This window comes from Mesorhizobium sp. M8A.F.Ca.ET.165.01.1.1, from assembly GCF_004792065.1.
Lineage (GTDB): Bacteria > Pseudomonadota > Alphaproteobacteria > Rhizobiales > Rhizobiaceae > Mesorhizobium.
This window is the reverse complement of record NZ_SRTH01000009.1, coordinates 81,871-106,219: the sequence shown is the minus strand read 5'-3', so window position 1 is coordinate 106,219 and position 24,349 is coordinate 81,871. Positions and strand designations below refer to the sequence as shown.

General features: G+C 63.3%; 25 protein-coding genes. 18 read left to right on the top strand and 7 right to left on the bottom strand.

All coding sequences use genetic code 11. The features are described 5' to 3' along the window. Nucleotides 1-202 precede the first annotated feature (202 nt). From cyoA to EN808_RS22695, 8 genes are all read left to right on the top strand, one after another. Nucleotides 203-1,384 carry a ubiquinol oxidase subunit II gene (gene cyoA, locus EN808_RS22730; protein ID WP_135916933.1) on the top strand — a complete coding sequence of 394 codons (1,182 nt, stop codon included), beginning with the start codon at nt 203-205 and terminating at the stop codon, nt 1,382-1,384. A gap of 10 nt (nt 1,385-1,394) precedes the next feature. Next, entirely contained in the window at nt 1,395-3,392 is a 1,998-nt protein-coding gene (cyoB, locus tag EN808_RS22725; protein ID WP_135916932.1) for a cytochrome o ubiquinol oxidase subunit I, read from the top strand. A 9-nt stretch (nt 3,393-3,401) separates the two neighbouring features. Continuing rightward, the gene (gene cyoC, locus EN808_RS22720; protein ID WP_135916931.1) at nt 3,402-4,028 is read left to right on the top strand and encodes a cytochrome o ubiquinol oxidase subunit III; all 627 of its coding nucleotides are present in this window, start codon (nt 3,402-3,404) and stop codon (nt 4,026-4,028) included. Beyond that, complete coding sequence (gene cyoD / locus EN808_RS22715) at nt 4,025-4,402, top strand: cytochrome o ubiquinol oxidase subunit IV (protein ID WP_135916930.1); 378 nt, start codon at nt 4,025-4,027, stop codon at nt 4,400-4,402. The genes cyoC and cyoD overlap by 4 nt, the downstream gene beginning before the upstream one ends. Continuing rightward, nucleotides 4,399-5,214, top strand: coding sequence for an SURF1 family protein (locus EN808_RS22710; protein ID WP_135916929.1), 816 nt, complete (start codon nt 4,399-4,401; stop codon nt 5,212-5,214). Before cyoD ends, EN808_RS22710 begins: the two co-directional genes overlap by 4 nt. Then, entirely contained in the window at nt 5,211-6,563 is a 1,353-nt protein-coding gene (locus EN808_RS22705; protein WP_135916928.1) for an ATP-binding protein, read from the top strand. The genes EN808_RS22710 and EN808_RS22705 overlap by 4 nt, the downstream gene beginning before the upstream one ends. Further along, nucleotides 6,553-7,089, top strand: a complete 537-nt coding sequence (locus EN808_RS22700) for a response regulator transcription factor (protein ID WP_189343529.1) — start codon at nt 6,553-6,555, stop codon at nt 7,087-7,089. The genes EN808_RS22705 and EN808_RS22700 overlap by 11 nt, the downstream gene beginning before the upstream one ends. Nucleotides 7,090-7,200: 111 nt before the next feature. Further along, on the top strand, nt 7,201-8,463 hold the full coding sequence (locus tag EN808_RS22695) for a DUF763 domain-containing protein (RefSeq protein WP_135916927.1): 1,263 nt from the start codon (nt 7,201-7,203) through the stop codon (nt 8,461-8,463). 18 nt (nt 8,464-8,481) lie between these two features. Here EN808_RS22695 and EN808_RS22690 read toward each other — a convergent pair whose 3' ends face one another. Together EN808_RS22690 and EN808_RS22685 are read right to left on the bottom strand one after the other, a co-directional pair. After that, nucleotides 8,482-8,682 carry a KTSC domain-containing protein gene (locus EN808_RS22690; RefSeq protein WP_135906791.1) on the bottom strand — a complete coding sequence of 67 codons (201 nt, stop codon included), beginning with the start codon at nt 8,680-8,682 and terminating at the stop codon, nt 8,482-8,484. Nucleotides 8,683-8,749: 67 nt separating this feature from the next. Further along, complete coding sequence (locus EN808_RS22685) at nt 8,750-9,136, bottom strand: GFA family protein (RefSeq protein ID WP_245511998.1); 387 nt, start codon at nt 9,134-9,136, stop codon at nt 8,750-8,752. 178 nt (nt 9,137-9,314) lie between these two features. Between EN808_RS22685 and EN808_RS22680 the strand changes: the two genes are divergently transcribed. Continuing rightward, nucleotides 9,315-9,926 carry an alpha-ketoglutarate-dependent dioxygenase AlkB gene (locus EN808_RS22680; RefSeq protein WP_135916926.1) on the top strand — a complete coding sequence of 204 codons (612 nt, stop codon included), beginning with the start codon at nt 9,315-9,317 and terminating at the stop codon, nt 9,924-9,926. A gap of 122 nt (nt 9,927-10,048) precedes the next feature. Here EN808_RS22680 and EN808_RS22675 read toward each other — a convergent pair whose 3' ends face one another. The 5 genes from EN808_RS22675 to EN808_RS22655 form a co-directional block, all read right to left on the bottom strand. After that, nucleotides 10,049-10,762, bottom strand: a complete 714-nt coding sequence (locus EN808_RS22675) for a DUF1236 domain-containing protein (protein WP_135916925.1) — start codon at nt 10,760-10,762, stop codon at nt 10,049-10,051. Nucleotides 10,763-10,883: 121 nt separating this feature from the next. Beyond that, complete coding sequence (locus EN808_RS22670; protein ID WP_245525117.1) at nt 10,884-11,585, bottom strand: RraA family protein; 702 nt, start codon at nt 11,583-11,585, stop codon at nt 10,884-10,886. Continuing rightward, nucleotides 11,585-12,700, bottom strand: a complete 1,116-nt coding sequence (locus EN808_RS22665) for a mannonate dehydratase (protein ID WP_135916924.1) — start codon at nt 12,698-12,700, stop codon at nt 11,585-11,587. Before EN808_RS22665 ends, EN808_RS22670 begins: the two co-directional genes overlap by 1 nt. Before the next feature lie 4 nt (nt 12,701-12,704). Then, complete coding sequence (locus tag EN808_RS22660) at nt 12,705-13,490, bottom strand: SDR family oxidoreductase (RefSeq protein ID WP_135916923.1); 786 nt, start codon at nt 13,488-13,490, stop codon at nt 12,705-12,707. Next, entirely contained in the window at nt 13,483-14,271 is a 789-nt protein-coding gene (locus tag EN808_RS22655) for a FadR/GntR family transcriptional regulator (protein WP_245525116.1), read from the bottom strand. Before EN808_RS22655 ends, EN808_RS22660 begins: the two co-directional genes overlap by 8 nt. A 135-nt stretch (nt 14,272-14,406) precedes the next feature. On the opposite strand from EN808_RS22655, the gene uxuA reads away from it, so the two are divergent. The 9 genes from uxuA to EN808_RS22610 all read left to right on the top strand — a co-directional run bounded on the left by uxuA (nt 14,407) and on the right by EN808_RS22610 (nt 24,349). Then, nucleotides 14,407-15,591 (top strand): mannonate dehydratase, encoded by a 1,185-nt coding sequence (gene uxuA, locus EN808_RS22650; RefSeq protein WP_135861853.1) that lies wholly within the window; start codon nt 14,407-14,409, stop codon nt 15,589-15,591. Nucleotides 15,592-15,710: 119 nt separating this feature from the next. Then, the gene (locus tag EN808_RS22645) at nt 15,711-16,853 is read left to right on the top strand and encodes an extracellular solute-binding protein (protein WP_135916922.1); all 1,143 of its coding nucleotides are present in this window, start codon (nt 15,711-15,713) and stop codon (nt 16,851-16,853) included. Next, nucleotides 16,853-17,704, top strand: coding sequence for an IclR family transcriptional regulator (locus EN808_RS22640; RefSeq protein WP_135916921.1), 852 nt, complete (start codon nt 16,853-16,855; stop codon nt 17,702-17,704). The genes EN808_RS22645 and EN808_RS22640 overlap by 1 nt, the downstream gene beginning before the upstream one ends. Nucleotides 17,705-17,731: 27 nt before the next feature. Beyond that, nucleotides 17,732-18,763, top strand: coding sequence for a sugar ABC transporter substrate-binding protein (locus EN808_RS22635; RefSeq protein ID WP_127278950.1), 1,032 nt, complete (start codon nt 17,732-17,734; stop codon nt 18,761-18,763). Nucleotides 18,764-18,832: 69 nt separating this feature from the next. Further along, the gene (locus EN808_RS22630; RefSeq protein WP_135861849.1) at nt 18,833-19,816 is read left to right on the top strand and encodes an ABC transporter permease; all 984 of its coding nucleotides are present in this window, start codon (nt 18,833-18,835) and stop codon (nt 19,814-19,816) included. Continuing rightward, on the top strand, nt 19,806-21,338 hold the full coding sequence (locus EN808_RS22625; protein WP_127280804.1) for a sugar ABC transporter ATP-binding protein: 1,533 nt from the start codon (nt 19,806-19,808) through the stop codon (nt 21,336-21,338). The genes EN808_RS22630 and EN808_RS22625 overlap by 11 nt, the downstream gene beginning before the upstream one ends. Before the next feature lie 4 nt (nt 21,339-21,342). Next, nucleotides 21,343-22,338: an ABC transporter permease gene (locus EN808_RS22620; RefSeq protein WP_135861845.1), complete on the top strand. Its 996-nt coding sequence runs from the start codon at nt 21,343-21,345 to the stop codon at nt 22,336-22,338. Between the two features lies 1 nt (nt 22,339). Further along, the gene (locus tag EN808_RS22615; protein ID WP_127275901.1) at nt 22,340-23,125 is read left to right on the top strand and encodes an SDR family oxidoreductase; all 786 of its coding nucleotides are present in this window, start codon (nt 22,340-22,342) and stop codon (nt 23,123-23,125) included. An 18-nt stretch (nt 23,126-23,143) separates the two neighbouring features. Next, a complete protein-coding gene (locus EN808_RS22610; protein ID WP_135861840.1) occupies nt 23,144-24,349 on the top strand; it encodes a CaiB/BaiF CoA-transferase family protein in 1,206 nt (401 codons plus the stop codon).

Sequence of the window (24,349 nt, the reverse complement as noted above, 5' to 3'; positions counted from 1 at the left end):
GTCCGTCGCCACCGCGTGGATGAAATACCCGGGACGCATTTGTAGCAATCCCATTGTGCAATGCACACTGCGCCAGACCCGGCCCGGCTGGGCATTGGACAAATTGTCCAATGTCACCGTGCCGTCGCCGGCAGTAGCCCTCTGTCGATACCGCACTGCAACATCGCAACGCGCTGCGGCGATCCATCGAGGGCAGTGTCTGATGAAACGATTTGGAGCCTTGCTTCTGCTTTCCCTGGCCGGGCTGTTGAGCGGCTGCGACATGGTCGTGCTCGCGCCGGCGGGCGATGTCGCGGCCCAGCAGCGCGACCTGCTGGTGGTCTCGACCCTGCTGATGCTGATCATCATCGTGCCGGTCATGGCGCTGACGGTCTTTTTCGGCTGGCGCTACCGGCAATCCAACGCCTCGGCGACCTATGCGCCGGACTGGGACCATTCGACGAAACTGGAACTGGTGATCTGGGCGGCACCGCTCCTCATCATCATATGCCTTGGTGCGCTGACCTGGCTCGGCACCCACCTGCTCGACCCATACCGCCGCATCGACCGGATCGAACCCGGCCAGCCCGTCACTCAGCTTCACAAGCCCCTCAGGGTCGAGGTCGTGGCGCTCGACTGGAAATGGCTCTTCATCTATCCCGATTACGGCATCGCCTCCGTCAATGAGCTGGCGGCGCCGGTCAACCAGCCGATCGATTTCCGCATCACCTCGTCGGCGGTGATGAATTCCTTCTACATCCCAGCCCTTGCCGGACAGATCTACGCGATGCCGGCGATGGAGACGAAGCTGCACGCCGTCATCAACCGGCCGGGCACCTATAGCGGTTTCTCCGCCAACTACAGCGGCGCCGGCTTTTCGGGCATGCGTTTCGCCTTCCACGGCCTGTCCGACCAGGCCTTCGACCAGTGGGTGGCACAGGCCAGGACCGCGTCGGCGGCGCTCAACCGCGACAGCTATCTCGAACTCGAAAAGCCGAGCGAGAACGAACCGGTCCGGCACTACGCCTCCGTCGATCCCGACCTCTATGGCGCCATCCTCAATCTGTGCGTCGAGCGCGGTAAGATGTGCATGAACGAGATGATGTCGATCGACGCCAAGGGTGGTCTCGGTCTTGCCGGTGTGCGCAACACCTTGCCGCTGCAATACGACAAGCTCGCGCGGCGTGGCGCGGTGTTCGGAAACGACCCCTCCTATGTCGCCAGCATCTGCACGGCGGAAGAGGCGGCTGCCGTCTCACGCGCGTCGCGCGATGGCTGGCCGAGCTATTGGCCGGCGAAGAACCTGTCGCCGCTTCGCGGGGCGGGGCTGCTCCGGCCAGGAACAGACAGCCGCAGCGCCGAGGCGGATACGCCGCCTCTCGGCCTGCTGCGGCGTGAATTGTGAGAGACAGCCGATGCCCGAAACGCTGACCAAATTCATTTTCGGCCGCCTCACCTTGGAGTCGCTGCCGCTGCACGAACCCATCGTCGTCGCCACCTTCGTCGCTGTGGCGCTCGGCGGCATCGCGCTTCTCGGCGCGATCACCTATTTCAAGCTCTGGACCTATCTGTGGCGCGAATGGTTCACCAGCGTCGACCACAAGAAGATCGGCATCATGTACATGGTGCTGGGCCTCGTCATGCTTTTGCGCGGCTTCTCGGACGCCATCATGATGCGGCTCCAGCAGGCCATCGCCTTCAACGGCTCCGAGGGCTACCTGAACTCACATCACTACGACCAGATCTTCACCGCCCACGGCGTCATCATGATCTTCTTCGTGGCGATGCCCTTCGTCACCGGGCTGATGAACTTCGTCGTGCCGCTGCAGATCGGGGCGCGCGACGTGTCCTTCCCATTCCTCAACAATTTCTCGTTCTGGATGACGGTCGGCGGCGCCATCCTCGTCATGGCCTCGCTGTTCGTCGGCGAATTCGCCCGCACCGGCTGGCTTGCCTATCCGCCGCTCTCCGGCATCGGCTACAGTCCCGACGTCGGTGTGGATTATTACATCTGGGCGCTGCAGGTGGCGGGTGTCGGCACGACGCTGTCGGGCATCAACCTGATCTGCACGATCATCAAGATGCGCGCGCCCGGCATGACGATGATGCGCATGCCGGTCTTCACCTGGACATCGCTCTGCACCAACGTGCTGATCGTCGCCTCCTTCCCGGTGCTGACGGCGGTGCTCTCGCTGCTGGCGCTCGACCGCTATGTCGGCACCAACTTCTTCACCAACGACTTCGGCGGCAACCCGATGATGTATGTGAACCTCATCTGGATATGGGGTCACCCGGAAGTCTACATCCTCATCCTGCCGCTGTTCGGCGTCTTTTCCGAGGTCACCTCGACCTTCTCCGGCAAGCGCCTGTTCGGCTACACCTCGATGGTCTACGCCACGGTGGTGATCACCATCCTGTCGTACCTGGTCTGGCTGCACCACTTCTTCACCATGGGCTCGGGCGCCAGCGTCAATTCCTTCTTCGGCATCACCACGATGATCATCTCGATCCCGACCGGGGCGAAGATCTTCAACTGGCTGTTCACAATGTACCGGGGCCGCATCCGCTTCGAGCTGCCGATGATGTGGACGCTGGCCTTCATGCTCACCTTCGTCGTCGGCGGCATGACCGGCGTGCTGCTTGCCGTGCCGCCGGCGGATTTCGTGCTGCACAACAGCCTGTTCCTGATCGCGCACTTCCACAATGTCATCATCGGCGGCGTTCTGTTCGGTCTGTTCGCCGGCATTGCCTACTGGTGGCCCAAGGCCTTCGGGTTCAAGCTCGATCCGTTCTGGGGCAAGGTCTCGTTCTGGTGCTGGGTGGTCGGCTTCTGGTTCGCCTTCATGCCGCTCTACATCCTCGGCCTGATGGGCGTGACGCGCCGCATGCGTGTGTTCGATGATCCCTCGCTGCAGATATGGTTCGTCATCGCCGCCTTCGGCGCGGTGCTGATCGCCTGCGGCATCGCCGCCTTCCTGATCCAGATCTTCGTCTCCATCCGCAGGCGTGAGGCGCTTGCCGATCCGACCGGCGATCCCTGGGACGGCCGCACGCTCGAATGGTCGACCTCCTCACCGCCGCCCGCCTACAATTTCGCCTTCACGCCGGTCATTCGCGACAACGATGCCTGGTGGGACATGAAGCAGGCCGGCTACATCAGGCCGCTCGCCGGCTTCAAACCGATCCACATGCCCAGCAACACCGGGACCGGCATCATCCTAGCCGCCTTCAGCGTCGCGCTCGGCTTCGGCCTGATCTGGTACATCTGGTGGCTGGCGGCGCTGAGCTTCGTCTGCCTCATCGCCACGGCGATCGGCCATACCTTCAATTATCACCGCGACTTCCACATTCCGGCGGCCGAAGTCTCGCAGACGGAGAAGGCGAGGACCACGCTCCTCGCCGCTCAGGGTTAGGGTTTGAGCATGACATCGACGGCAATCACGGCCGGCACCGAACCGGTCTTCCACCTGGAAGAAGAGCATGCGCACGCCGAAGGCGGCTCCACCATGCTCGGCTTCTGGCTCTACCTGATGAGCGACTGCCTGATCTTCGCGATGCTGTTCGCCGCCTATGGCGTGCTTGGCGGCAACTATGCGGCCGGGCCCGCGCCCAAGGATTTGTTCGACCTCGATCTGGTGGCGGTCAACACCGCCATGCTGCTCTTCTCCTCGATCACCTATGGCTTCGCCATGCTGACCATGGACAAGGGGCGCGTCGCGGCGACACAAGCCTGGCTTGCCGTGACCATGCTGTTCGGCCTGGCCTTCCTGTCGATCGAACTCTACGAATTCGCGCACATGATCCATGAAGGCGCCACGCCGCAGCGCAGCGCTTTCCTGTCGTCCTTCTTCACGCTCGTCGGCACGCACGGCCTGCACGTGACCTTCGGTATCGTCTGGATGGTGACGCTGATGATCCAGGTCGCGAGATACGGTCTCATCGAGGCCAACCGCCGCCGGCTGATGTGCCTCAGCATGTTCTGGCACTTCCTCGACGTCGTCTGGATCGGCGTCTTTACCTTCGTCTATCTGATGGGGATGTTGCGATGAGCGCTCATGATCATGCCGAGGGTCACGGCCACGCGCATGGCGGTGCCGCGCACGGATCGATCAAGAGTTATCTGATCGGCTTCGTCTTGTCGGTGATCCTGACCGCCATTCCCTTCTGGCTGGTCATGAGCGGCGTCATCGATGACAAGCAGGCCACGGCCATCGTCATCATGGCCTTCGCGGTCGTGCAGATCGTGGTCCACATGGTCTTCTTCCTGCATATGAACACCGCCTCGGAAGGCGGATGGTCGATGCTGGCGCTGATCTTCACGCTGATCCTGGTTGTCATCGTGCTGACCGGTTCGCTCTGGGTGATGTACCATCTCAACGCCAACATGATGCCCGGGCTGCACGACATGCGCGAGATGCCATGAGCCCGGCGGGCTCTGGGAGGACCACCATCGAGGCGATCGGACAAACAGGCATCGGCCCGCGTCCCGTCCTGCAAGAGCGCGGCGGCAGGTCGTCCGTGTCGCGCCTTGTCCTTGTACTGCTCGGGCTCCTCGGCGTGCTGGTGTTTGCCGGGCTCGGCATATGGCAACTGGAAAGGCGGGTCTGGAAGCTCGACCTGATCGCTCGTGTCGACCAACGCATTCATGCCCCGGTTGTCGATGCGCCTGGCCCGGAGAGCTGGAACGGCATCACCGCGGCCGGTTACGAATACAGCCATGTGCGATTGGCGGGACGCTACCAGGGCGGCGCCAACACGCTTGTGCAGGCGGTGACGGAGCTTGGCGGCGGCTATTGGGTGCTGACGCCGATGCGGACCGACCGTGGCTTCGTCGTGCTGGTCAACCGCGGCTTCATTCCCCTGGAGCGCAAGACTGAGTTCGAACGGGAGAGAGGCGGCTTCACATCGCCGGCCGTCATCGACGGCCTGTTGCGCATGAGCGAACCCGGCGGCGGCTTCCTGCGCAAGAACGACACCACGGGCAATCGCTGGTATTCGCGAGACGTCGCCGCCATCGCAACCGCGCACGGCTTGACGACCAATGTCGCGCCCTATTTCGTCGATGCTGAAGCGTCACGCATGGAGGGCTGGCCGCGCGGCGGACTGACCGTCGTGACTTTTCGCAACAGCCACCTGGTCTATGCTTTGACCTGGTTCGCGCTCGCTGCGATGCTCGCCATTGCCCTGGCCAGGCCGATGATCGGCCACGGCCGACGGCGAGGACCCGCGAGATGAGCGTCCCCACGCAAGCGCTTCATCATGACAAATCCCTGGTGGCGGCATCCCTAGCCGGCAAGAACGGGGCAGTATCGCACCCTGATGCAACGAACAGGAAGAACCTGTTCCTGCTCATCCAACTGCGTTGGCTGGCGGTGGCGGGTCAGGTGCTCACCATTCTGGCGACGGAATACTGGTTCGATATCCCGCTGCCGCTGGCGGAGATGGCCGGCGTGGTGCTTTTCCTGCTGGGCCTCAACATCTTCAGCCTGCTGGTCCTGCGCGGCACCAGGCCCATCAGCAACACCCAGCTCTTCGTTGCGCTCATCTTCGACATGGCGGCACTGACGACGCAGCTTTACCTGAGCGGCGGTGCGTCCAATCCGTTCGTATCGCTCTATCTCCTGCAGATCACGCTTGGCGCGGCACTGCTGACGCCAAGGTTTACCTGGATCCTCGTGGCGGCTGCGTCGGCCTGCTTCGTCTTCCTCATCTTCCTCTTCCAGCCGATCGCGATCCCGCATCATGGTGGCAGCGATCTCCTGTCCCTGCATATCAGGGGCATGTTCATCTGCTTCGTGCTGGCGGCCGGACTGATCGTGATCTTCATGACGCGCATCGACCGCAATCTGCGCGAGCGCGACGCTTACCTCGCCGATCTGCGCCAGCGCTCGGCCGAGGAGGACCACATCGTGCGCATGGGCCTGCTGGCCTCCGGCGCCGCGCACGAACTCGGCACGCCGCTTGCCACGATATCCGTCATCCTGTCCGACTGGCGCCAGATGCGCACGCTCACGCGCAACCGCGAACTGGCGGCCGACATGGCCGAGATGCAGGCCCAGATCGAGCGCTGCAAGCGCATCGTGTCCGGGATCCTGATGTCTTCCGGCCAGGCGAGGGGCGAGGGAACGATACGCACGACCATTCGCGGTTTCCTCGACGATCTGGTCGAGGAATGGCGCATCAGTCGCCAGCCATTCAAGCTGGAATACAAAAACGATTTCGACCCGGACGAGCAGATCGTATCCGACACGGCGCTGAAGCAGGTCATCTTCAACCTGTTCGACAATGCCCAGGAGGCGTCGCAGGATTGGGTCGGCGTCACCGCCGAGCGGCAGGGCGACAAGCTGGTGATTTCCGTGCGCGATCGCGGGCCGGGTTTCGACGAAGGTATTCTGGCAGCACTTGGCCAACCCTATATGTCGAGCAAGGGACGGCCGGGCGGCGGTCTTGGCCTGTTCCTCGTCATGAACGTGGTCCGGAAACTGGGAGGCGATTTTTCGGCGCGCAACATGGAACAGGGCGCCTGTGTTACTCTTTCGCTGCCGCTTGCGGCGCTGACCGATGGAGATGATCGTGAGGCCTGATCGATCCCTGTTTATCGTAGAGGACGACGCCACCTTCGCCAAAACGCTGAAGCGCTCCTTCGAAAAGCGCGATTACGACGTCGTCGTCTGCCACGACCGGGAAGCATTGCTTAGCGCCCTCGAAACAACTGTTCCGGCTTACGCTGTCGTCGACCTCAAGCTTGGAGCCGGCGGCTCCGGACTGGAGTGCGTCAAGCTGCTCAGCGCCCGCGATGCTTCGATCAGGATTGTCGTGCTGACGGGGTTTGCTAGCATCGCCACGGCTGTCGAGGCGATCAAGCTCGGCGCGAGCCATTATCTGGCGAAACCCGCCAACACCGATGACATCGAAGCCGCCTTCGGCCGGGCCGAGGGCGATGTTTCCGTACCGCTCTCCTCCCGGCCCACCTCGATCAAGAATCTGGAATGGGAGCGCATCCACGAAACGCTGGTCGAAACCGGCTTCAACATCTCCGAAACGGCGCGCCGGCTTGGCCTGCATCGCCGCACTCTGGCCCGCAAGCTCGAGAAGCGCGTGGTGAGATAGCAGAGCGCATTTGCGTTCGCGACCGGGCCGGGTGCGACCATTCAGTGCTTCCGTGTGCGCTCCGGGATACCTATTTGTCTGAGATTCGCGGGCACCGGAGCAGGCAAGGACGTGGCGCAACGATCGGGCAGTGCTGATCTTCCCCTTCACGGCGGACGTGTGCCGAAATGGCTGGGCGATCGCATGACGCGTCTCGGCGCCGTCATGTCCGAGGCGATCATCCATCACTATGGCCGCAATGAATTGCTGCGGCGGCTGGCGCATCCGTTCTGGTTCCAGTCCTTCGGCGCCGTCATGGGCATGGACTGGCACTCGTCCGGCATCACGACCAGCGTCGTCGGCGCCTTGAAACGCGGTCTCACGCCGCTGTCGGGCGAGCTTGGCATTCATGTCTGCGGCGGCCGTGGCGCACATTCGCGCAAAACCCCGCATGAACTAGCCGCCATCGGCGAGCGTATCGGCTTCGACGGCGCGCGCCTGGCAACCGCCAGCCGGCTGGTCGCCAAGGTGGACAGCGCCGCCGTCCAGGACGGTTTCGATCTCTATTTGCATGGCTTCATCGTCACCGACGACGGCGACTGGGTGGTGGTGCAGCAAGGCATGAACGGCGACAGCAAGGTGGCGCGCCGCTATCATTGGCTGTCCGAGGGTTTGAAGAGTTTCGTCGACCAGCCGCATGCCGCAATTGAAGGCGCCAACCAGGGCGAGATCGTCAACCTGACCGACCGGCGCGCCGAGGCCTCGCGCCAGGGACAGCTGGACCTGCTCCAGGATCTCGGGCCTGACCGCATCATTCGGGAGTTCGCCGCCTTGGAACCCGGTGCCGCACCGGCTCCGGCGCAGCCATTGCTGCCGCATCTGATCATGCCGGCTCACCATGACGTCCGCGAAAGCGATGTCGTGATGCATCGCCTTCACGGCAACATGGCCGCCGCCGCCGAGCGGGGTCCCGCCGATTTCGCCGAGCTTCTCCTGGTTCCCGGCGTCGGCGCCCGCACGGTGCGCGCATTGGCGCTGGTTGCCGAAGTGGTGCATGGCGCGCCGTGCCGGTTTTCGGACCCTGGCCGGTTTTCGCTGGCGCATGGCGGCAAGGACAGGCATCCGTTCCCTGTTCCGCTCAAGGTCTATGACGAGACGATCGGTGTGTTGAAGTCCGCCGTGCAAAAGGCCAGGCTTGGCCGCGAAGAGGAAATCGGCGCATTGAGGCGGCTCGACGATCAGTCGCGGCAGGTCGAGCGATACGTCACCGGTCCCAGCCTGAAGGAGATTGTCGCCGGCGAATTCGACCAGTCGCATCTGCTTGGCGGCCGCAGTGTCTTTGGTTGGGAACCGCCGCCGGATGAGGTGACCGCCGGGCAGAACAAAAAGGCGTGACGGGTCGCTGGCGGGGTATCACGCCACGCGACGGTAGCTGTGGCGATCCTTGATGAATTTATTGAAGAAGCGGCCTTTCGAGGAAGCCCTCATGAACGCCGCATAGGTAGCCGGGGAGACTTCCTCATAGTCATAGCGGTTGCCGTGCGGCACGAACCAGACCGAGAGGGTCCTGGTCGCGGGATCGTATTGCGTGCTTCGAATGACGGTCGACGGCATGGTGGCACCTGACGGCTCCTCCGATTAACCCGCCAGGCATGGTCCGGTTCCGTACCGCCCGAAGGTGCTACCTGTCGCGTGGATTGCCGAATTTCTCGTCGCGCTTCCTCGAATATCGACCGATGTGCGGCAGCTCGTCGGCAAAGTCGACCCAAGGCAGCCTCAGGTCCCAATAGGCATGGGCATGTGGCTGCAGCCCTTCGGGTCTGTCGAAGAACCCGATTGTCAGATACAACTCGTCCGGCAGGCCTTCGTCGCTATAGCCTATGGAGCTCCCGCAGTCGGGACAGAAAGTACGGACAACGCCCGGCGTCCTGGAGAAAGCCTTTGGCGTTCCCTTCAAAAGGCGGAACTGACTCGGCCGATATCCGACCCATATGGTGAGCGGACTGCCGATCGCCCGTCGGCAATCGTCATCGTGATCGTAGCATATCCAGAAAGGCTCACCGTCCATGGCGGCGGCAATCGCACCGCAAAAGCAGGCCCCGGTTTCAACGCGCGGCATCCGGCACTCCAAGGCTGGAACAAGTCCGGCGGCCTCCGACGGAACCGCCGTCTCCTAAACTTTCACGCCGCTCCGGTGTTCCCGTTCCCGTCTTGCCCTGTGGTCCGGCCTTCACCATCTAGGCACAATGTCGTCGCTCAAACCGAAAACAGCCGGCCGTGTGGCCCAGTACGATCTCTTCGGTGCCGCTCAGGATGTTTTGCCGGAGGGCTTCGTCTACCAGCCCGGGCTCATCACGCCGCAAGAGGAAATCGAACTTGTCCGACAGCTTGAAGGACTGCCCTTCAAGGCCTTCGACTTCCACGGCCATCTGGCGAACCGGCGTGTCGTCGGTTTTGGCCTTCGCTACGATTATGACCGGCGCGAGGTCGTCGAGGCACCGCCGATCCCTGACTTTCTGCTGCCCCTGCGCGAAAAGGTCGCGGCCTTTGCGCGCCGGCCCACCGACGCCTTCGCCCAGGTCTTGATCAATGAATACCGGCCCGGCGCTGGTATCGGCTGGCACCGCGACAAGCCTCATTTCGAGGACGTCGCGGGCGTCTCGCTGCTGGCGCCCTGCGATTTCCGCCTTCGGCGCGAGAACGGATCTGGATGGGAGCGCCGGACCGTCACTGTCGAGCCGAGATCGGCCTATCTCATGACGGGCTCTTCGCGAACAGAATGGGAGCACAGCATCCCGCCGCTTGCCGAGCACCGCTACTCGATTACCTTGCGGACATTGCGGTCTCGGAATTCCTGAGCTGCGCTGAGGTGTGCAGGGGAAGCTGCCCGCATCCATCTCGCCATAAGTGCTCAACCCGACCCGCGTGCGGCGGAGCGGGTTGAGCAATGTCGTGCTGTTAAATTTTCCTGGAATTGCTCCTAGGTCAGGATCAGCACGATCTTGTAGGTATCCGGATCGACGATGACGATCCGGCCGTCGGCGAGAACGAAATACTCGTAGGCTTCGTAGGCCGGAACGATCTTGACGATGCGAGCCGGCAAACGATGCAGCCTGATCTTGTGCCGCGGAACTTCGATGCCGACGGAGACGTCGAAATTGACGCTGGCGGCCGGCTCGACCTTGGTTTCCCTGAACACCTGGGTGATCTGGGTCTTCTGTTCGACCGTCACATTGTTGATGGACGCGGTTGAAGTCTTGTCCTGCGTGGAGGCCTTGCCCTGAGCCTGTTGATCGGTCTGGACCTTGGTCTTGCCCTGGGCCTGCTGGTCCGTCGTGGCGCCCGCCTTGCCCTGAGCCTGCTGATCCGTCTGGACCTTAGCCTTGCCCTGGGCCTGCTGGTCCGTGGTGGCGCCGGCCTTGCCCTGAGCCTGCTGATCCGTCTGGACCTTGGCCTTGCCCTGGGCCTGCTCGTCCGTCTTCATCTTGGCCTTGCCCTGGGCCTGCTGGTCAGTCTGGGACTTGGTACCCTGTGCCTGGTCCTTCATCTTCGAGCCGTTTTGGCAGTTGGTCGTGCCGGAAGCGCAATTTGTGTCCGCTCCTGATTGGCTCTCGGCGGGCTGCTGTGTCTGGGCCATCGCCGTCCCGCAGCCGAGCCCGATCGCAAGCACGCTGGTCATGAGAACATGTTTCATAGGAAATCTCCTTCGGAGAGTTCGTCCCTTCAAGGGGGAGAACTTCGACCAAAAAAGATTGTTCCGAACTGGATGCGTTAATGCCACCACCCACGGCTGGACCTGAGCCCCTCGGGACCGATCACATGATGCCGAAAGTCCTGTAGGCTTCCACCGCGCTCATGCCTTCGCGGATCGCCTTGGCGACGAGCTTTTCGCCACGCACTTTTTCCAAGGCCAGCCGCACCACGTCTTCCTCGGCCTGTCGCGGGATGACGATAACGCCTTCCTTGTCGCCGAACAGCAGCGTCCCCGGCTCGATCCGCACGCCGCCGATTTCGAGCGTGCACCGGTAGTCGATGACCTTACCGCGCACGCCTTGATCCTGTGCGTAGTAGCCGGTGCAGAAGCAGGGAAATCCCAATGCCTTGATGCCGTCCGTGTCGCGGGCGGAGCCGTCGACCAGCGCGCCATGCGCGCCGAGGATTTTGGCGCGGGTTGACATCAGCTCGCCCCATAGGGCGTAGCGGGGCGAGGCGCCGCTGGCGACGTAGATCTCGCCGGGCTTCAGGTCGTCCAGCGCCTCGAACATCAGCCCGAAGGGCTTGGTCATCAGCGGATTGTGCGTCGGTCCATTGGACAGGAAGATGTCTGTCTCAAGCACCGGCATGGCCCGCCCGAGCAGCCGTGTCTTGTCGTCGACCGGCTTGAACACCGGCGGCAGGAACTGGTGCTGCAGCCCGATCGTGTCCATCACGTCGCCAACCACGGCGACGAAGAGTTCGGCCTCGAACAGGCGATACATTTCGGCGTCGTCACCATAGAGGCGAATAGATCCGGCCATCAGGCTTGCCTCCGAGCGTCAGTGGAATGGGTGGTGCCGGAAGGCCCGAGCGCCGCGGCGTTCTGCACCAGCGCGCGCATATAGCCCAGCGCAAAGGCCTTTCCGGCATGCCAGGGCGCGTCGCAGGACATCTCCGGCGTATGGTCGGGGATCATCACGCCTCCAAAGTTTTCGTCGCGCAGGATGCGGACGATCTCGGCCATGTCGATGTCGCCGTCGTCGACGAAGGTCTCGTGATATCTGGGCACCTTGCCGCGTACGTTGCGGAAGTGGATGTAGCCGATGCGGCCGCGTCGGGCGAAGCGCCTTACATGGTCGTAGATATCGTCCGCGCCAGGCATTTCCTGCAGCGAGCCGAGGCACAGCTCCAGCCCATTGGACGGCGAATCGACGATATCCATCAGCCGGTCGTATTTCTCCGGCCGGTTGACCAGCCGCGCCGCGCCACGCAGCGCCTCGGCCGGCGGATCGTCCGGATGCGCCGCCATCACGACGCCGGCCTCTTCGGCCACGGGCACGATCTCGCGCAGGAACATGTCCAGCCGCTGCCAAAGTTCCTCGCTGCTCACTTTGACCGTTTCTGAACCTGGCCGTCCGGCGCGGTAGCGCATGTTCCAGACGACTCCGTCAGGGAGAGGCAGATCGGGGTCGATGGCCGAGAGGTCCAAGCCCACCGACATCGCCTCGCCACGCGCGAACGGTCCTCGCGACCAGCCCCAGACGCCGGCAATCGAGAAATTATAGCCGATGCAGGGAATGCCCGCGCGTCCGGCATCGCGGACAAGACGCTTCAGCCCCTCGATCTGCTTTGCCCTGTCGGGGCCGCCGAGCAGGATGTCGGACCAGAAGCGCGGCGAGAAATTCTCGATCGCGGCGATTTCCAGGCCATTGTCACGCACGGTCTTCACCAGGCCGGCGAAGTCCTCGTGGTTCCAGAGTTCGTCGGCGGAGCAGTCGCCCCAGCCTTCTGTCTCGCTGCCGGCGGACAGCGAAGGGTCGCGGCCGCGAAAATAGTTGGTGAGGTGGGCAACGATGTGCGTGGCGCCCGCCTGGCGGGCGAAGCGGAAATTGTCCGTTGTCAGAGATTCCCGGTAAAGCCCAAGACCGATCTTCATGGCTCTACTTCACACCGATGCCGGCGGTGAGGCCGCCGTCGATCTTATAGTCCGCGCCGGTGCAGAAGCCCGCCTTGGATGAGCACAGGAAAGCGATGAGCTCGGCCACCTCTTCCGGCTCGCCGATGCGGCCGAGCGGATGGGCCGCGCCGAACCGTCTGTAGGCCTCTTCGACGTCGGCGTCGCTGCCGCCGTCGCCACGAGCGGCCTTCTCCAGGATCGGTGTGCGGATCGAACCCGGGCTGACCGAATTCACCCTTATGCCCGATGCGGCGTAATCGAGCGCCAGCGACCGCGTCAGCGTGTGGATGGCGCCCTTGGTCGTGGCGTAGGCGGCGACATTCTGCTGGCAGGCAAAGCCCTGCACCGAAGCGACGTTGACGATGGCGCCGCCGCCGCGCTTGACCATTTCCGGGATGCCGAAATGCGCGGTCAGGTAGATCGAGCCGACATTGACCGTCATCGCCCGGTTCCAGGTTTCCCAGTCGGTCGTCGTTGCCGTTCCATAGGGATGCACCGCCGCCGAATTGACGATGACATCGATGCCGCCGAATTTCGCGACGCCGGCCGCGACCGCCTCGCGCACCTCGTCGGCAACGGAGACGTCCACGGTTTGCACCAAAGCGCTCGCCCCGGCCTTGGCGAGGCTCTCCTGCATGGCGGCATTGGCCGCTCGGTCGATGCCGCAGGCGACGATCGCGGCACCGCCTTGCGCCAGCCGCTTCGCGGTGGCGAGCGCGATTCCGGTCGTGCCGGTGATCAGCGCGACCTTGTTCTCAAAATCAAGCATGGGGCAATTCCTTGGAAGGTGTCTTGTCGGGCGACGGTGTCGCCGGCGCGGTTCGGGCATTTTCGAGATCGTCGGGAACGAAGCGCAGGCCGAAATCCAGGTGCCGGCTCATCAGATAGCTGTAGGCGATGCGGTCGCGGGCGCGCAGCGCCGCGATGATCTCGCCATGGGCGCGGCGTGTTTCACTCAGCACCGGCCGGATGGATTTGCCGACGGTCATGATGTGCAGGATGACAGGCGACAGGAACTGGTAGGTCTGCACCAGCATGCGGTTGCCGGCGAGCTTCATCAGCGCCATGTGGAAATCGAAATCGCGCTGTGCCGCCTCCTGGACATCCCGGGCGGCCTCGATCAGGCTGTTGATCTCGTCCAGGGCGTCGAGTTCGGCGATGCCGGCATTGAGGATGATGTGATCGCCGACGCTCACCTCGATGATGCGGCGAAATCCCTGTATGTCGTGAAAGGACGTCTTCGATATGTCCATTTGCGCGGCAAAGAAATTCTGGATCGCGACGCTCTGCCTGTCGGCCAGCACCGCGCCGACACGCGGCTTGGGGTCGATCAGGCCATAGGTGCGGATGGTGCGCAGCGCCTCGCGAATCGTGTTGCGGCTGGCGCCGAACAATTCGCCGAGCTCCCGTTCCGTAGGCAGGACGTCGCCGACGGACAAGGCCCGATTGCGAATGAGGTCGAGGATCTGCCGCACCGTCTGGTCGACGGCCGAACTGCTGATTCCTGCTTCTTCAGACGCTTCCATCGGCTCGCGGCTCGCCTGTTCCAACAGCTAATTCCTTGCAATTTGTTGGACCAGATTAGAGTTCTGTCGATCAAAAATCAACCTTGAGCGGCAATAAAGGTTCTGTTGACAGGATGGTGGTCCAACAATATGGTCGCCGCCAAACAGTGAGGAGACTTCATGGAACAGTGTTGGCGCTGGTACGGTCCCGATGATCCGGTGACGCTCGAGCATGTCAAACAGGCTGGCGCCACCGGCGTGGTTTCGGCGCTCCACCAGATTTATGACGGCAGGGCCTGGCCCGAGGCCGATGTGCTCGAGCGCAAGCGCATCATCGAGGCCGCTGGGCTGACCTGGTCGGTTGTCGAGAGCATCCCGGTCCACAATTCGTTCAAGATCGGCGCGCCGGAGCGCGAGCGCTATGCCGGCTATTATCGCGACAGCATCCGCGCGCTCGCCAAGGCCGGCATCGCGACGATCTGCTACAATTTCATGCCGGTGGTCGACTGGACCCGCACCGATCTGGCCTACCGGCTGCCGACGACGGGCTACGCCTTGCGTTTCGACGCCATCGACTTTGCCGCCTATGATCTCTTTGTCCTGCAGCGCAAGAATGGCGCGGCAAGCTACACGCCGGCGCGTATCGCCGAGGCCGAGCAACGCCTGAAGGCGCTGACGCCGGAGCAGATCGATCAGATCGAGCGCAACCTGATCGCCGGCCTGCCGGCAACGGAGCGCAGCTATAACAGGGACAGTTTCCGCGAGGCCCTGGCGGAATACGATGCGATCGGGCCGAAGGAACTGCGCGACAACCTCGCCTGGTTCCTGCGCGAGATCATTCCGGCGGCTGAAGAGGCGGGGGTGCGCATGTGCATCCACCCCGACGATCCGCCATTCTCGCTCTATGGCCTGCCGCGCGTCGTTTCGACGGCCGAGGATGCGCGTTTCATCCTCAACGCTGTCGACAGCCCCGCCAATGGCTTGACCTTCTGCACTGGTTCCTACGGCACGCGCGCCGACAACGACATCGTCGCCATGGTCAAGGAATTCGCCGACCGCATCCATTTCGTCCATCTGCGCAACATCACCATCGAGGACGACGGCTCGTTCTATGAGGCCGAGCATCTCGAGGGTGGCACCGACATGGCGCATGTCATCCTCGCTTTGATGCAGGAAGAGGCGCGCCGCCGCGCACAAGGTCGCGCCGACTGGCGAATCCCGATGCGTCCGGATCATGGCCATCTGCTCGCCGACGACATCGGCAAGAAAAAGATCAATCCCGGCTACTCGCTGATCGGGCGGCTGAAGGGCCTCGCCGAGCTGCGCGGCATCATGCGCGCCGTCGAGCGGTTCGGCCTGGCCTGAGGCCATCGGAAGGCGAACTGTCGTTTGCATATGTAAAAGTTACTTGTCTATGTGAAAATACCTGCTACTAGTCGGCGGACCGGGCAGTCATGCCCGGCTCCAGGGAGGAATTGCCTGAAATGACAAGGCTGCGCGGTCTTGCGTGGGATCATCGACGTTGCTGGGGTCCGCTGGACGCCAGCGTCGCGCCCTATTGCGCTGGCAATACCGGCCTCGAAATCGAATGGGACCGCCGCAGCCTGTATGAATTCGGCGAGGGCGCGCTCAGTCCGGTGCTCGGCACCTACGACCTCGTCGTTTTCGACCATCCCTTCATCGGCGACATCGCGCAGGATGAATTGATGGTGCCGTTCGACGCGTGTCTGTCGGCGGAGCAGATGCGCTTCTTCGAGCAGGATTCGGTCGGCGCATCATGGCGCTCCTACGAAAGGAACGGACGTCAATGGGCACTGCCGATCGATGCCGCCTGCCAGGTCGCGTCCTATCGCCCTGACCTGCTGGAGCGCTACGGGCCGGTGCCGCGCACGCATGACGAGGTGCTGGAACTCGGCCGGCTTGCGCGCAAGGACGGCAAATGGCTCGGTCTGCCCTCGGTCCCGACGGATGCCATGTGCATGCTTCTGACGCTCGGCCGTCCGCAGGAGGCCGGTGAGCAATTCATCGCCAGGCAAAGGGTCGAGCAGGCCATCGCGCAGTTGCGAGAGCTGGCGGCGCTTTCGCATCCGGACTCGTCGAAATGGAACCCGATCCGCTGCTATGACCACATGATCGCGCATGACGACGTGGTCTATGTGCCGTTCGCCTTCGGCTATGTGAATTACGCGGCGAAAACCGACGGGCCATATCTGCGCTTTGCCGACGTGCCGACCCCGGGCTCCGCCGGCGCCTTGCTCGGCGGCGCCGGCATCGGCGTCAGCGCCCAGTCGAAACACAAACAGGCCGCGATCGACTACGCACTCTTCCTGTGTTCGCCAGACTACCAGCGCGGCGACTATGTGAAAGCGGGCGGACAGCCAGGATCGCTCGCCGCCTGGAAGGACGCTGAGGTCAACGGGCTTTCAGGCGGTTTCTTCAGCGCCACGCTTCGGACGATCACGTCGTCCTATCTGCGTCCGACGCATCCGGGCTTCATCGCCTTCTTCCGCGAATGCGCGCCGTATGCGGCGGCCGCCATCGCCGGCGAGGTATCGGCGGCCGACCTTACTGACCTCGTCAATCGCCTCTACCGCGAAACCAGGCAACCGGAAGGGAGCATTGCGTGATGGCCGCCAGCGTTGCCGATACACTCGACGACGGCGAAGCCGGCCGCAACGGCTATCGCGTACCGGCGGTGGACAAGGCGCTCGACGTTCTGGAGTTCATGGCCTCGAGTGCCGAGACGCTGACCCAGACCGAGATCGCGGCCGGCTTGGGACGCTCCATCCACGAGATCTACCGCATTCTGCTTCTCCTGGAGAAGCGCGGCTACATCTTCCGCACCCAGTCGGACCGTTTCCGTCTGTCGCTGAAGCTGTTCGAACTGGCGCATATGCATCCGCCGGTAAACCGGCTGGTCGAATGCGCACTGCCGGCAATGCGCGAACTGACCGCCAATGCCGACCAAAGCTGCCACTTGGTGGTGCGCGAAGGACAAAACGCGCTGGTGGTGCTGCAGATCGATTCCCCGCTGCCGATGCGTTACTCGGTGGCGCTGGGGTCGCATTTCCCGATCCTCGAAACCAGTTCGGGCGCCGTGCTGCTTGCCCATTCGAACCGGGCCGAGCGCGACCGGATCGTCGAGCGCATCGTGGCCGCCGGCGAAGGTCAGGGCAGTCGGGCTGAAATCGAGGCGCGGCTGAACGAGGTCGCGAGGCTCGGCTACGAGATGCGCGCCTCGCTGGCCGTCGAAGGCTGCACCAACATCTCGATGCCGGTGCGCGACCACACCGGTGCCGTCATCGCCGCGCTCACCGTTCCGCTGCTGCCGCAAAAGGCGGCGCGGTTCGGCCGCGAAGCCGTTTTCGAACGCACCCAGGCCGCCGCCGAAAAGATATCGGCGGCACTCGGCTGGTCCGACGCCGCCTCTTCTTTACGTGCCGACCCGGAACGGCGGGACTACCCGTTCAGCGACTAACAAAAGCGATAAATCTGGGAGAAGAAAATGCTCTGGTCCAAGTCAATCCTGTTTGCGTCAGCCGCCATGCTGGCGCTCGGCGCCGCCACCGCGCATGCCGAGAACATGCCCAAGCGCATCGGCTACGTCACCAACTACGCCACCCATGAGTGGTATCAGAACGTCATCAAGGGCATGAAGGCTCACGGCAAGGAACTCGGCATCGAAGTCGAGGTGCAGGACGCCAATCTCGACATCGCCAAGCAGGTCGCCGCGGCCGAAGACTTCATCGCCAAGGGCGTCGACGTGCTGATCATCACCCCGGTCAACGAGGAAGGCGTGGTGCCGCTGTTGCGACAGGCCAAGGCCGCCAACGTCCCGGTGGTGCTGGAAGGCAACCCGGTCAAGGGCATGACCACGATGGTCGCCATCTGCGACTACGATACGGGCTACATGTCCGGGGTAGAAGCCGGCAAATACGCCAAGGAAAAGCTTGGCGGCACTGCCAAGGTGATGAATGTCGGCCTGCCGCTGCTGTCGGCCACGGTGCTGCGCTCGCACGGCTTCATGGACGGGCTGAAGACCGTCATTCCTGATGCGGTCATGGTCCACGACCTCGACGGCGGCGGCAACCCTGACCGTGCGCTCGAAGTCTCCTCGGCGGCGCTCGCCAAGAATGCCGACATCAACATCATCTACGGCATCAACGACTCGTCCTCGCTTGGCGGCCTGCAAGCCTGGAAGGCGGCAGGCAAGTCGCAAGACGGCCTGTTGACGGTCGGCACCGGCGGCGAGGGCCTCGCCTTCATCAACGCCATGCAGAACGAACCATCGTACCGCATCGAGGCCGCGATGTTCCCGGAAAAGGAAGGGTTCACCGCCATCGACGCGGCGGTCAAGCTCTTCAACAACGAGGAAGTGCCCGAGCACATCGTCAGCCCGACGGCGCCTATGAACGGCGACGACTGGAAGAAGTACTATGATTATGACGGCACCACCCGCACCATCAAATGGGATGCCGTCAACGCGCTCCAGCCGCCGGCAAAGTGCATGAAGACCTCCGCCGACCTGAAGCAATAAGCCTGATGACGCTGCCCTTCCCTGACGCGGGAAGGGCAGTGTCAGGCAAGTGGTCTGGAATGGACTGAAATGAGCGAGCTTACACACGCCTCCGCACCGAAGCGTTTCATCGGCGGCCAGCTGCTGGGCAGCAGCCAGCTCGTGCTGGGCGTCATCCTGGCTGTGCTGTGCATCGCCATCTCGATCGCGGCGCCGCAATTCCATTCGGAAGCCAACATCATCGCCATCCTGCGCCAATGCGCGCTGGTGCTGGTCGTTGCCTCGGGCATGACCATGCTCATCATCACCGCCGAGGTCGACCTGTCGGTCGGCGCCTCGCTCGCTTTCGTCGGCTGCATCGGCATGGCGGTGCTGAATTCCACCCACAGCCTGGCGCTCGGCATGCTGGCGGCGCTCGCCTTTGCCGGCGGGGTCGGACTGTTCAACGGCCTGGTCGTCACCAGGCTGAGAGTGAACTCGCTGATCGCCACCATCGGCACGATGATGATGCTGCAGGGCGGCGTCTATCTGTTCACGCGCGAGGCGGTGCAGAACCACAATCAGCTGGCCAGCTTCACCGACCTCGGCGCCGGCTATGTCGGGCCTGTGCCTGTGCCTGTCATCCTGGCCGCGCTGATCTTCGTGGTCGCCTATGTCACGCTGCGCTTCACCACGCTCGGCCGCTACCTCTACGCGGTGGGCGCCAATGAAAAGGCGGTGCGCCTGTCCGGCGTACGTTCCGAACGCCTCAAGCTGTTTGCCTTCGTCGTCACCGGCCTATGCGTCGGCGTTGCCGGCATGATCCTTTCGTCGCTGATGAATGCTGGCCAGCCGACCGCCGGCCGTGGTTTCGAACTGACCGTCATCGCCGCCGTCATCCTCGGCGGCACCAGCCTGCTCGGCGGGCGCGGCTCGCTGTTCGGCACCTTGCTCGGCGTGCTGGTGCTGAAGGTGATCGACAACGGCATCATCATCCTCGGCTGGAACCAGGATCTGCAGATGGTGGTGCCGGGCGTCGTCATCATCCTGGCCACCTATCTCGACATCATCCGGAACAGAGCCAATGTCCGTTGATTTTCTGCACCCCGGCGAGGGCGCGGCCATCGATACCGATGTGCCGGCACTGGAATTGCGCGGCATCGACAAGCGCTTCCCGGGTGTCGTGGCGCTCGACAATGTCGACTTCACCCTGAAGCCCGGCAAGATCCATGCCCTGATGGGCGAGAACGGCGCCGGCAAGTCGACGCTGATCAAGATCATGGCCGGCGTCTACGGCAAGGATGCCGGTACCATTCGCATGCGCGGACGCGAGGTCGATATCCAGTCGCCGCGCGACAGCCTGAAAGAGGGCATCAAGGTCGTCTTCCAGGAGATTGCGTTGATCTCCGAATTCACGGTTGCTGAGAACATCTTCCTCGAGGGCTACCCGACCGGCCGGGCGGGCTCGATCGACTGGAAGAAAATCCGCGCCGATTCAGCCGCCCTGTTCAACCGTATCGGTTTCAATGTCGATCCGGCTGCGCGCACGGGTTCGCTTCCGGTCAGCCAGCAGCAGATGGTCGAAATCGCCCGCGCGCTCGCTCATGAGGCCCGCGTCGTGGTGATGGACGAGCCGACGTCCTCGCTGACGCCGAACGAGGTCTCGCTGCTGTTCACCGTCATCCGACGGCTGGCCAGCCTCGGCATCGCGGTGGTCTATGTCAGCCACAAGCTCGACGAGGTGTTCGAGATCGCCGACACGGTGACGGTGCTGCGCGACGGGCGCCACATCTCGACCAAACCGATCGGCGAGCACAGCAACGACACGCTGATCCAGGACATGATCGGACGTCGCATCGACAATCTGTTTCCGCGCCAGCGCGGCGCGGCAGGCGGCAAGGTTGCCTTGTCGGTGGAGAAGCTCAGCACGGCGAGGAAGCTCGACGAGGTGTCTTTCGAGGCACGCGCCGGCGAGGTGCTCGGCTTCTTCGGCTTGATGGGCGCGGGCCGCACCGAACTCGCCAAGGCGATCGTCGGCTACGATCCGATCACCGCGGGCACGATCAGCGTCGACGGTCAGCGCCTCACGCCACATGACACGCGCACCGGTGTCAGGCTCGGCATCGGCCTGCTCACCGAGGATCGCAAGAGCGAAGGGCTGATGGGCGAGCTGCCCGTCTACCAGAATGCCAGCCTCGCCTCGCTTGGCGCCTTCGCACGCATGGGCTTAATCGATACGGCGAAGGAGCACCGGGCGGTGCAGGACTATGTCGACCGCTTCCGCATCAAGACCCCCAGCCTGTTCCAGCAGGTGAAGAACCTGTCGGGCGGCAATCAGCAGAAGGTGCTGATCTCGCGCTGGCTGATGCGAGGCCTGAAGGTGATCGTCGTCGACGAGCCGACGCGCGGCATCGATGTCGGCGCCAAGTCGGAGATCTTCGCGCTGATCGACCGGCTCGCCGGCGAAGGCCTGGCGGTCGTCATGATGACATCGGAAATGCCGGAGCTGCTCGGTCTCGCCGACCGGATCGCCGTGATGTGCGAGGGCCGTCTGACCGCGATCATGTCGCGCGATGAAGCCACGCAGGAAAAGATCCTCAATGCGGCGATCGGATAAGACCATGAGCCTTGCCAATATAGCTTCCGCAAAAGCCCAGCCCTCCCTGCTGGCGCGGCTCTTTGCCCGGCAGGAACTGGCATTGTTCGTCTGCCTCATCCTGGTACTGGTCTTCTTTTCCGTCACGGTCGAGAATTTCTTCTCCGTGCGCAACATGACCAACGTGCTCGGCCAGGCTTCGCTCGCGCTCACCGCCGGCATCGGCTGCGCCATCGTCTTCATCTCCGGTGAGGTCGATATCTCGATCGGATCGCTGCTCGCGACCATCGCGTTGCCGCTGATCATCATCATGAACGACACCAACTCGCTGCTGCTCGGCGTCAGCGCAGCACTGCTGTTCGGCCTGATCATCGGTGTGGTGAACGGCTATCTCACCGCCTATGCCGGCATCAACTCGCTGATCGTGACCTTGGGAACGATGTTCATCATGCGCGGCGGCGTCTATCTCTACACCGGCCAGCGCGCGATCCCGGACAATGCCAGCCTCGACAGCTTCATCGCGCTCTCGGATGGCCGCCTGTTCAACATCATCCCGTATTCGGCGGTCATCGCGATCGTCCTGCTCGCCGCCTTCGGCTACATGATGCAGCACCGGCCGTTCGGGCGGCAGATCTATGCCGTCGGCGGCAATCAGGAAGTCGCGCGCCTTGCCGGCTATGATGTCCGGCGGGTGAAGTTCATCTGCTTCATCATCAGTTCGCTGTTGGCGACGGTTGCCGGCATCATCCTGGCGGCGCGCGTCGGCTCGGCGCAGCACACGGCCGGACTCAATTTCGAATTCCAGGTCGTCGCGGCAACGGTGCTCGGCGGGGTCAGCCTCGCCGGCGGCATCGGCAGCCTGACCGGCATGGCGCTCGGCGTGCTGATCCTCCAGTTTCTGTCCAATGGCCTGCGCGGGCTTGGTCTGCCGACCGAGTGGCAGCTGGTCATCACCGGCATGATCATCATCGCCGCGGTCGCCTTCGACGAGGCGAAGCGCCGGCGTGCGAACGGAGGCTGACATGGCTCGTCTCGAAGCAAAAACCGCCGTCATCACTGGTGCGGCCGACGGCATAGGCCACGCGATTGCCGAGGCGATGGCGCGCGAAGGCGCGCATGTCTTCATCGGTGACATCGCCGACAAAGCAGGCGAGGATTTCGCCGCCGCGCTGCGCGCGGCCGGCCGCCGTGCCGATTATGTGCATTGCGATGTGTCGCAGGAGGCCGATATCTCGGGGCTCATCGACAGTGCCGTCAAGAAGACCGGGCACCTCGACATTCTGGTCAACAATGCCGCCATCGCCATTGGCGGCATGCCGGTGCATGAGATGACCGACGAACAATGGCACCGGCTGATGTCGGTCAACCTGACCAGCGTGTTTCGCGGCTGCAAACACGCGCTGCCGCACATGATCGCGCAGAAATCAGGCTCGATCATCAACATGGCCTCGGCCCAGGGCCATATCGGGCTGGATGGCTGGACCGCCTATGCCGGCGCCAAGGGCGCGGTGATGGCGATGACGCGCCAGATGGCGGTCGAGTTCGGCCCGATGAACATCCGCGTCAATTCGATCTCGCCGGGCACCATCAACACGCCGATGAACGACAAACTGATCAAGGAGATCGGCGGCAACCTCGCCAAGGCCTGGGTCAAGATGCATCCGCTCGGCCGCATAGGCGAGCCGTCCGAGGTTGCCGAAGCCGCCGTCTATCTCGCCTCCGATGCAGCCGGCTTCACCACCGGCACCGACCTGCGCGTCGATGGCGGCCTGACCGCCGCCCCGCGCTACGTTCCCGAACTGCTTTGAAACACAAAGAGACATGACATGAACAAGGCTCTCGAAGGCGTCCGCATCCTCGACTTCAGCCATCTGCTGCAGGGGCCGTTCGCAACGCAACTGCTGGGCGACATGGGCGCCGATGTCATCAAGATCGAGCGCGCAGGCGCCGGCGACATGTTCCGTGGCATGACATTCTTCGCCAAATGGGTTGGCGGCTCGGAGAGCCCGAACTTCCTCGCGTGGAACCGCAACAAGCGCTCGATCGCGCTGAACCTGAAGAGCCGCAAGGTACATGCCATCATCATGGAGATGGCGAAGAGCGCCGACGTCGTCGTGCAGAATTTCCGTCCCGGCGTGCTGGCCAAGCTCGGCTACGGCTATGAGGACTTCAAGGCTGTCAATCCGCGCGTCATCTACTGCTCCGGGTCGGGCTATGGCGAGGAGGGACCCTATGTCGAGCGCCCCGGTCAGGACATGCTGATCCAGGGGTTGGCAGGGCTGATCGCCAACACCGGCCGCGGCGACCAGGCTCCGGTTCCCGCCGGCGCGGGCCTCGCCGACCAGATCGGCGCCATGAACATGGTCTATGGCATCCTGTCGGCGCTCTATTATCGCGAGAAGACCGGCAAGGGCCAGAAGATCGAGGTCAATCTGCTGGCCGGTCTTTTGGCGCATCTCAACCAGGAATATGTCGCCGTGCTCAATCTCGGCGAGGATTTCGTGCGGCCGAATTCCGGCATCGGCCATCCCGGCATGCAGGCGCCGTTCGGCATCTACGAGACCAGCGACGGCGGCTACATCTCGATCGCCATGAGCCCGTTCAAGACGCTGTACGAGGTGCTGCGGGCGCCACAGCTTGCCGTCTACGACGATCTTAAGACCCTGTTCGACAAGCGCGACGAGGTGTTCGAAAAGGTCAATGCCGAGACCAAAAAGTTTGGCACGCAGGATCTGTTGGCGCGGCTGCTGGCAGCCGACATCTGGTGCGCGGAGGTGAAGGACATCCGCCGCGCGGCCGAGGATCCGCAGGTCACGCATATGGGCATGATCACCAGCTACGATCATCCGCGCGGCGGCAAGGTGCGGGTGGTGGCACCGGCGGTGAAGATGAGCGAGACGCCGGCGACCATCGAGCGGCCCGCGCCGCTGGTCGGCCAGCATGGCCGCGAGATCCTGGCCGAGTTCGGTCTCTCGAAGGATGAGATCGCAGCGCTGGAAGCATCCGGCGACATGACCGTGGATGCGGCCTGA

Coding starts and splice junctions, on each gene's coding strand:
- EN808_RS22690 (WP_135906791.1), bottom strand. CDS start 8,682: ATGCCGTCGACCGTCATTCGAAGCACGCAATACGATCCCGCGACCAGG.
- EN808_RS22630 (WP_135861849.1), top strand. CDS start 18,833: ATGAGCGAGCTTACACACGCCTCCGCACCGAAGCGTTTCATCGGCGGC.
- EN808_RS22710 (WP_135916929.1), top strand. CDS start 4,399: ATGAGCCCGGCGGGCTCTGGGAGGACCACCATCGAGGCGATCGGACAA.
- EN808_RS22685 (WP_245511998.1), bottom strand. CDS start 9,136: ATGGACGGTGAGCCTTTCTGGATATGCTACGATCACGATGACGATTGC.
- cyoC (WP_135916931.1), top strand. CDS start 3,402: ATGACATCGACGGCAATCACGGCCGGCACCGAACCGGTCTTCCACCTG.
- EN808_RS22645 (WP_135916922.1), top strand. CDS start 15,711: ATGACAAGGCTGCGCGGTCTTGCGTGGGATCATCGACGTTGCTGGGGT.
- EN808_RS22625 (WP_127280804.1), top strand. CDS start 19,806: ATGTCCGTTGATTTTCTGCACCCCGGCGAGGGCGCGGCCATCGATACC.
- EN808_RS22675 (WP_135916925.1), bottom strand. CDS start 10,762: ATGAAACATGTTCTCATGACCAGCGTGCTTGCGATCGGGCTCGGCTGC.
- EN808_RS22640 (WP_135916921.1), top strand. CDS start 16,853: ATGGCCGCCAGCGTTGCCGATACACTCGACGACGGCGAAGCCGGCCGC.
- EN808_RS22705 (WP_135916928.1), top strand. CDS start 5,211: ATGAGCGTCCCCACGCAAGCGCTTCATCATGACAAATCCCTGGTGGCG.
- uxuA (WP_135861853.1), top strand. CDS start 14,407: ATGGAACAGTGTTGGCGCTGGTACGGTCCCGATGATCCGGTGACGCTC.
- EN808_RS22670 (WP_245525117.1), bottom strand. CDS start 11,585: ATGGCCGGATCTATTCGCCTCTATGGTGACGACGCCGAAATGTATCGC.
- EN808_RS22620 (WP_135861845.1), top strand. CDS start 21,343: ATGAGCCTTGCCAATATAGCTTCCGCAAAAGCCCAGCCCTCCCTGCTG.
- cyoB (WP_135916932.1), top strand. CDS start 1,395: ATGCCCGAAACGCTGACCAAATTCATTTTCGGCCGCCTCACCTTGGAG.
- cyoA (WP_135916933.1), top strand. CDS start 203: ATGAAACGATTTGGAGCCTTGCTTCTGCTTTCCCTGGCCGGGCTGTTG.
- EN808_RS22660 (WP_135916923.1), bottom strand. CDS start 13,490: ATGCTTGATTTTGAGAACAAGGTCGCGCTGATCACCGGCACGACCGGA.
- EN808_RS22665 (WP_135916924.1), bottom strand. CDS start 12,700: ATGAAGATCGGTCTTGGGCTTTACCGGGAATCTCTGACAACGGACAAT.
- EN808_RS22680 (WP_135916926.1), top strand. CDS start 9,315: ATGTCGTCGCTCAAACCGAAAACAGCCGGCCGTGTGGCCCAGTACGAT.
- EN808_RS22635 (WP_127278950.1), top strand. CDS start 17,732: ATGCTCTGGTCCAAGTCAATCCTGTTTGCGTCAGCCGCCATGCTGGCG.
- EN808_RS22610 (WP_135861840.1), top strand. CDS start 23,144: ATGAACAAGGCTCTCGAAGGCGTCCGCATCCTCGACTTCAGCCATCTG.
- EN808_RS22615 (WP_127275901.1), top strand. CDS start 22,340: ATGGCTCGTCTCGAAGCAAAAACCGCCGTCATCACTGGTGCGGCCGAC.
- cyoD (WP_135916930.1), top strand. CDS start 4,025: ATGAGCGCTCATGATCATGCCGAGGGTCACGGCCACGCGCATGGCGGT.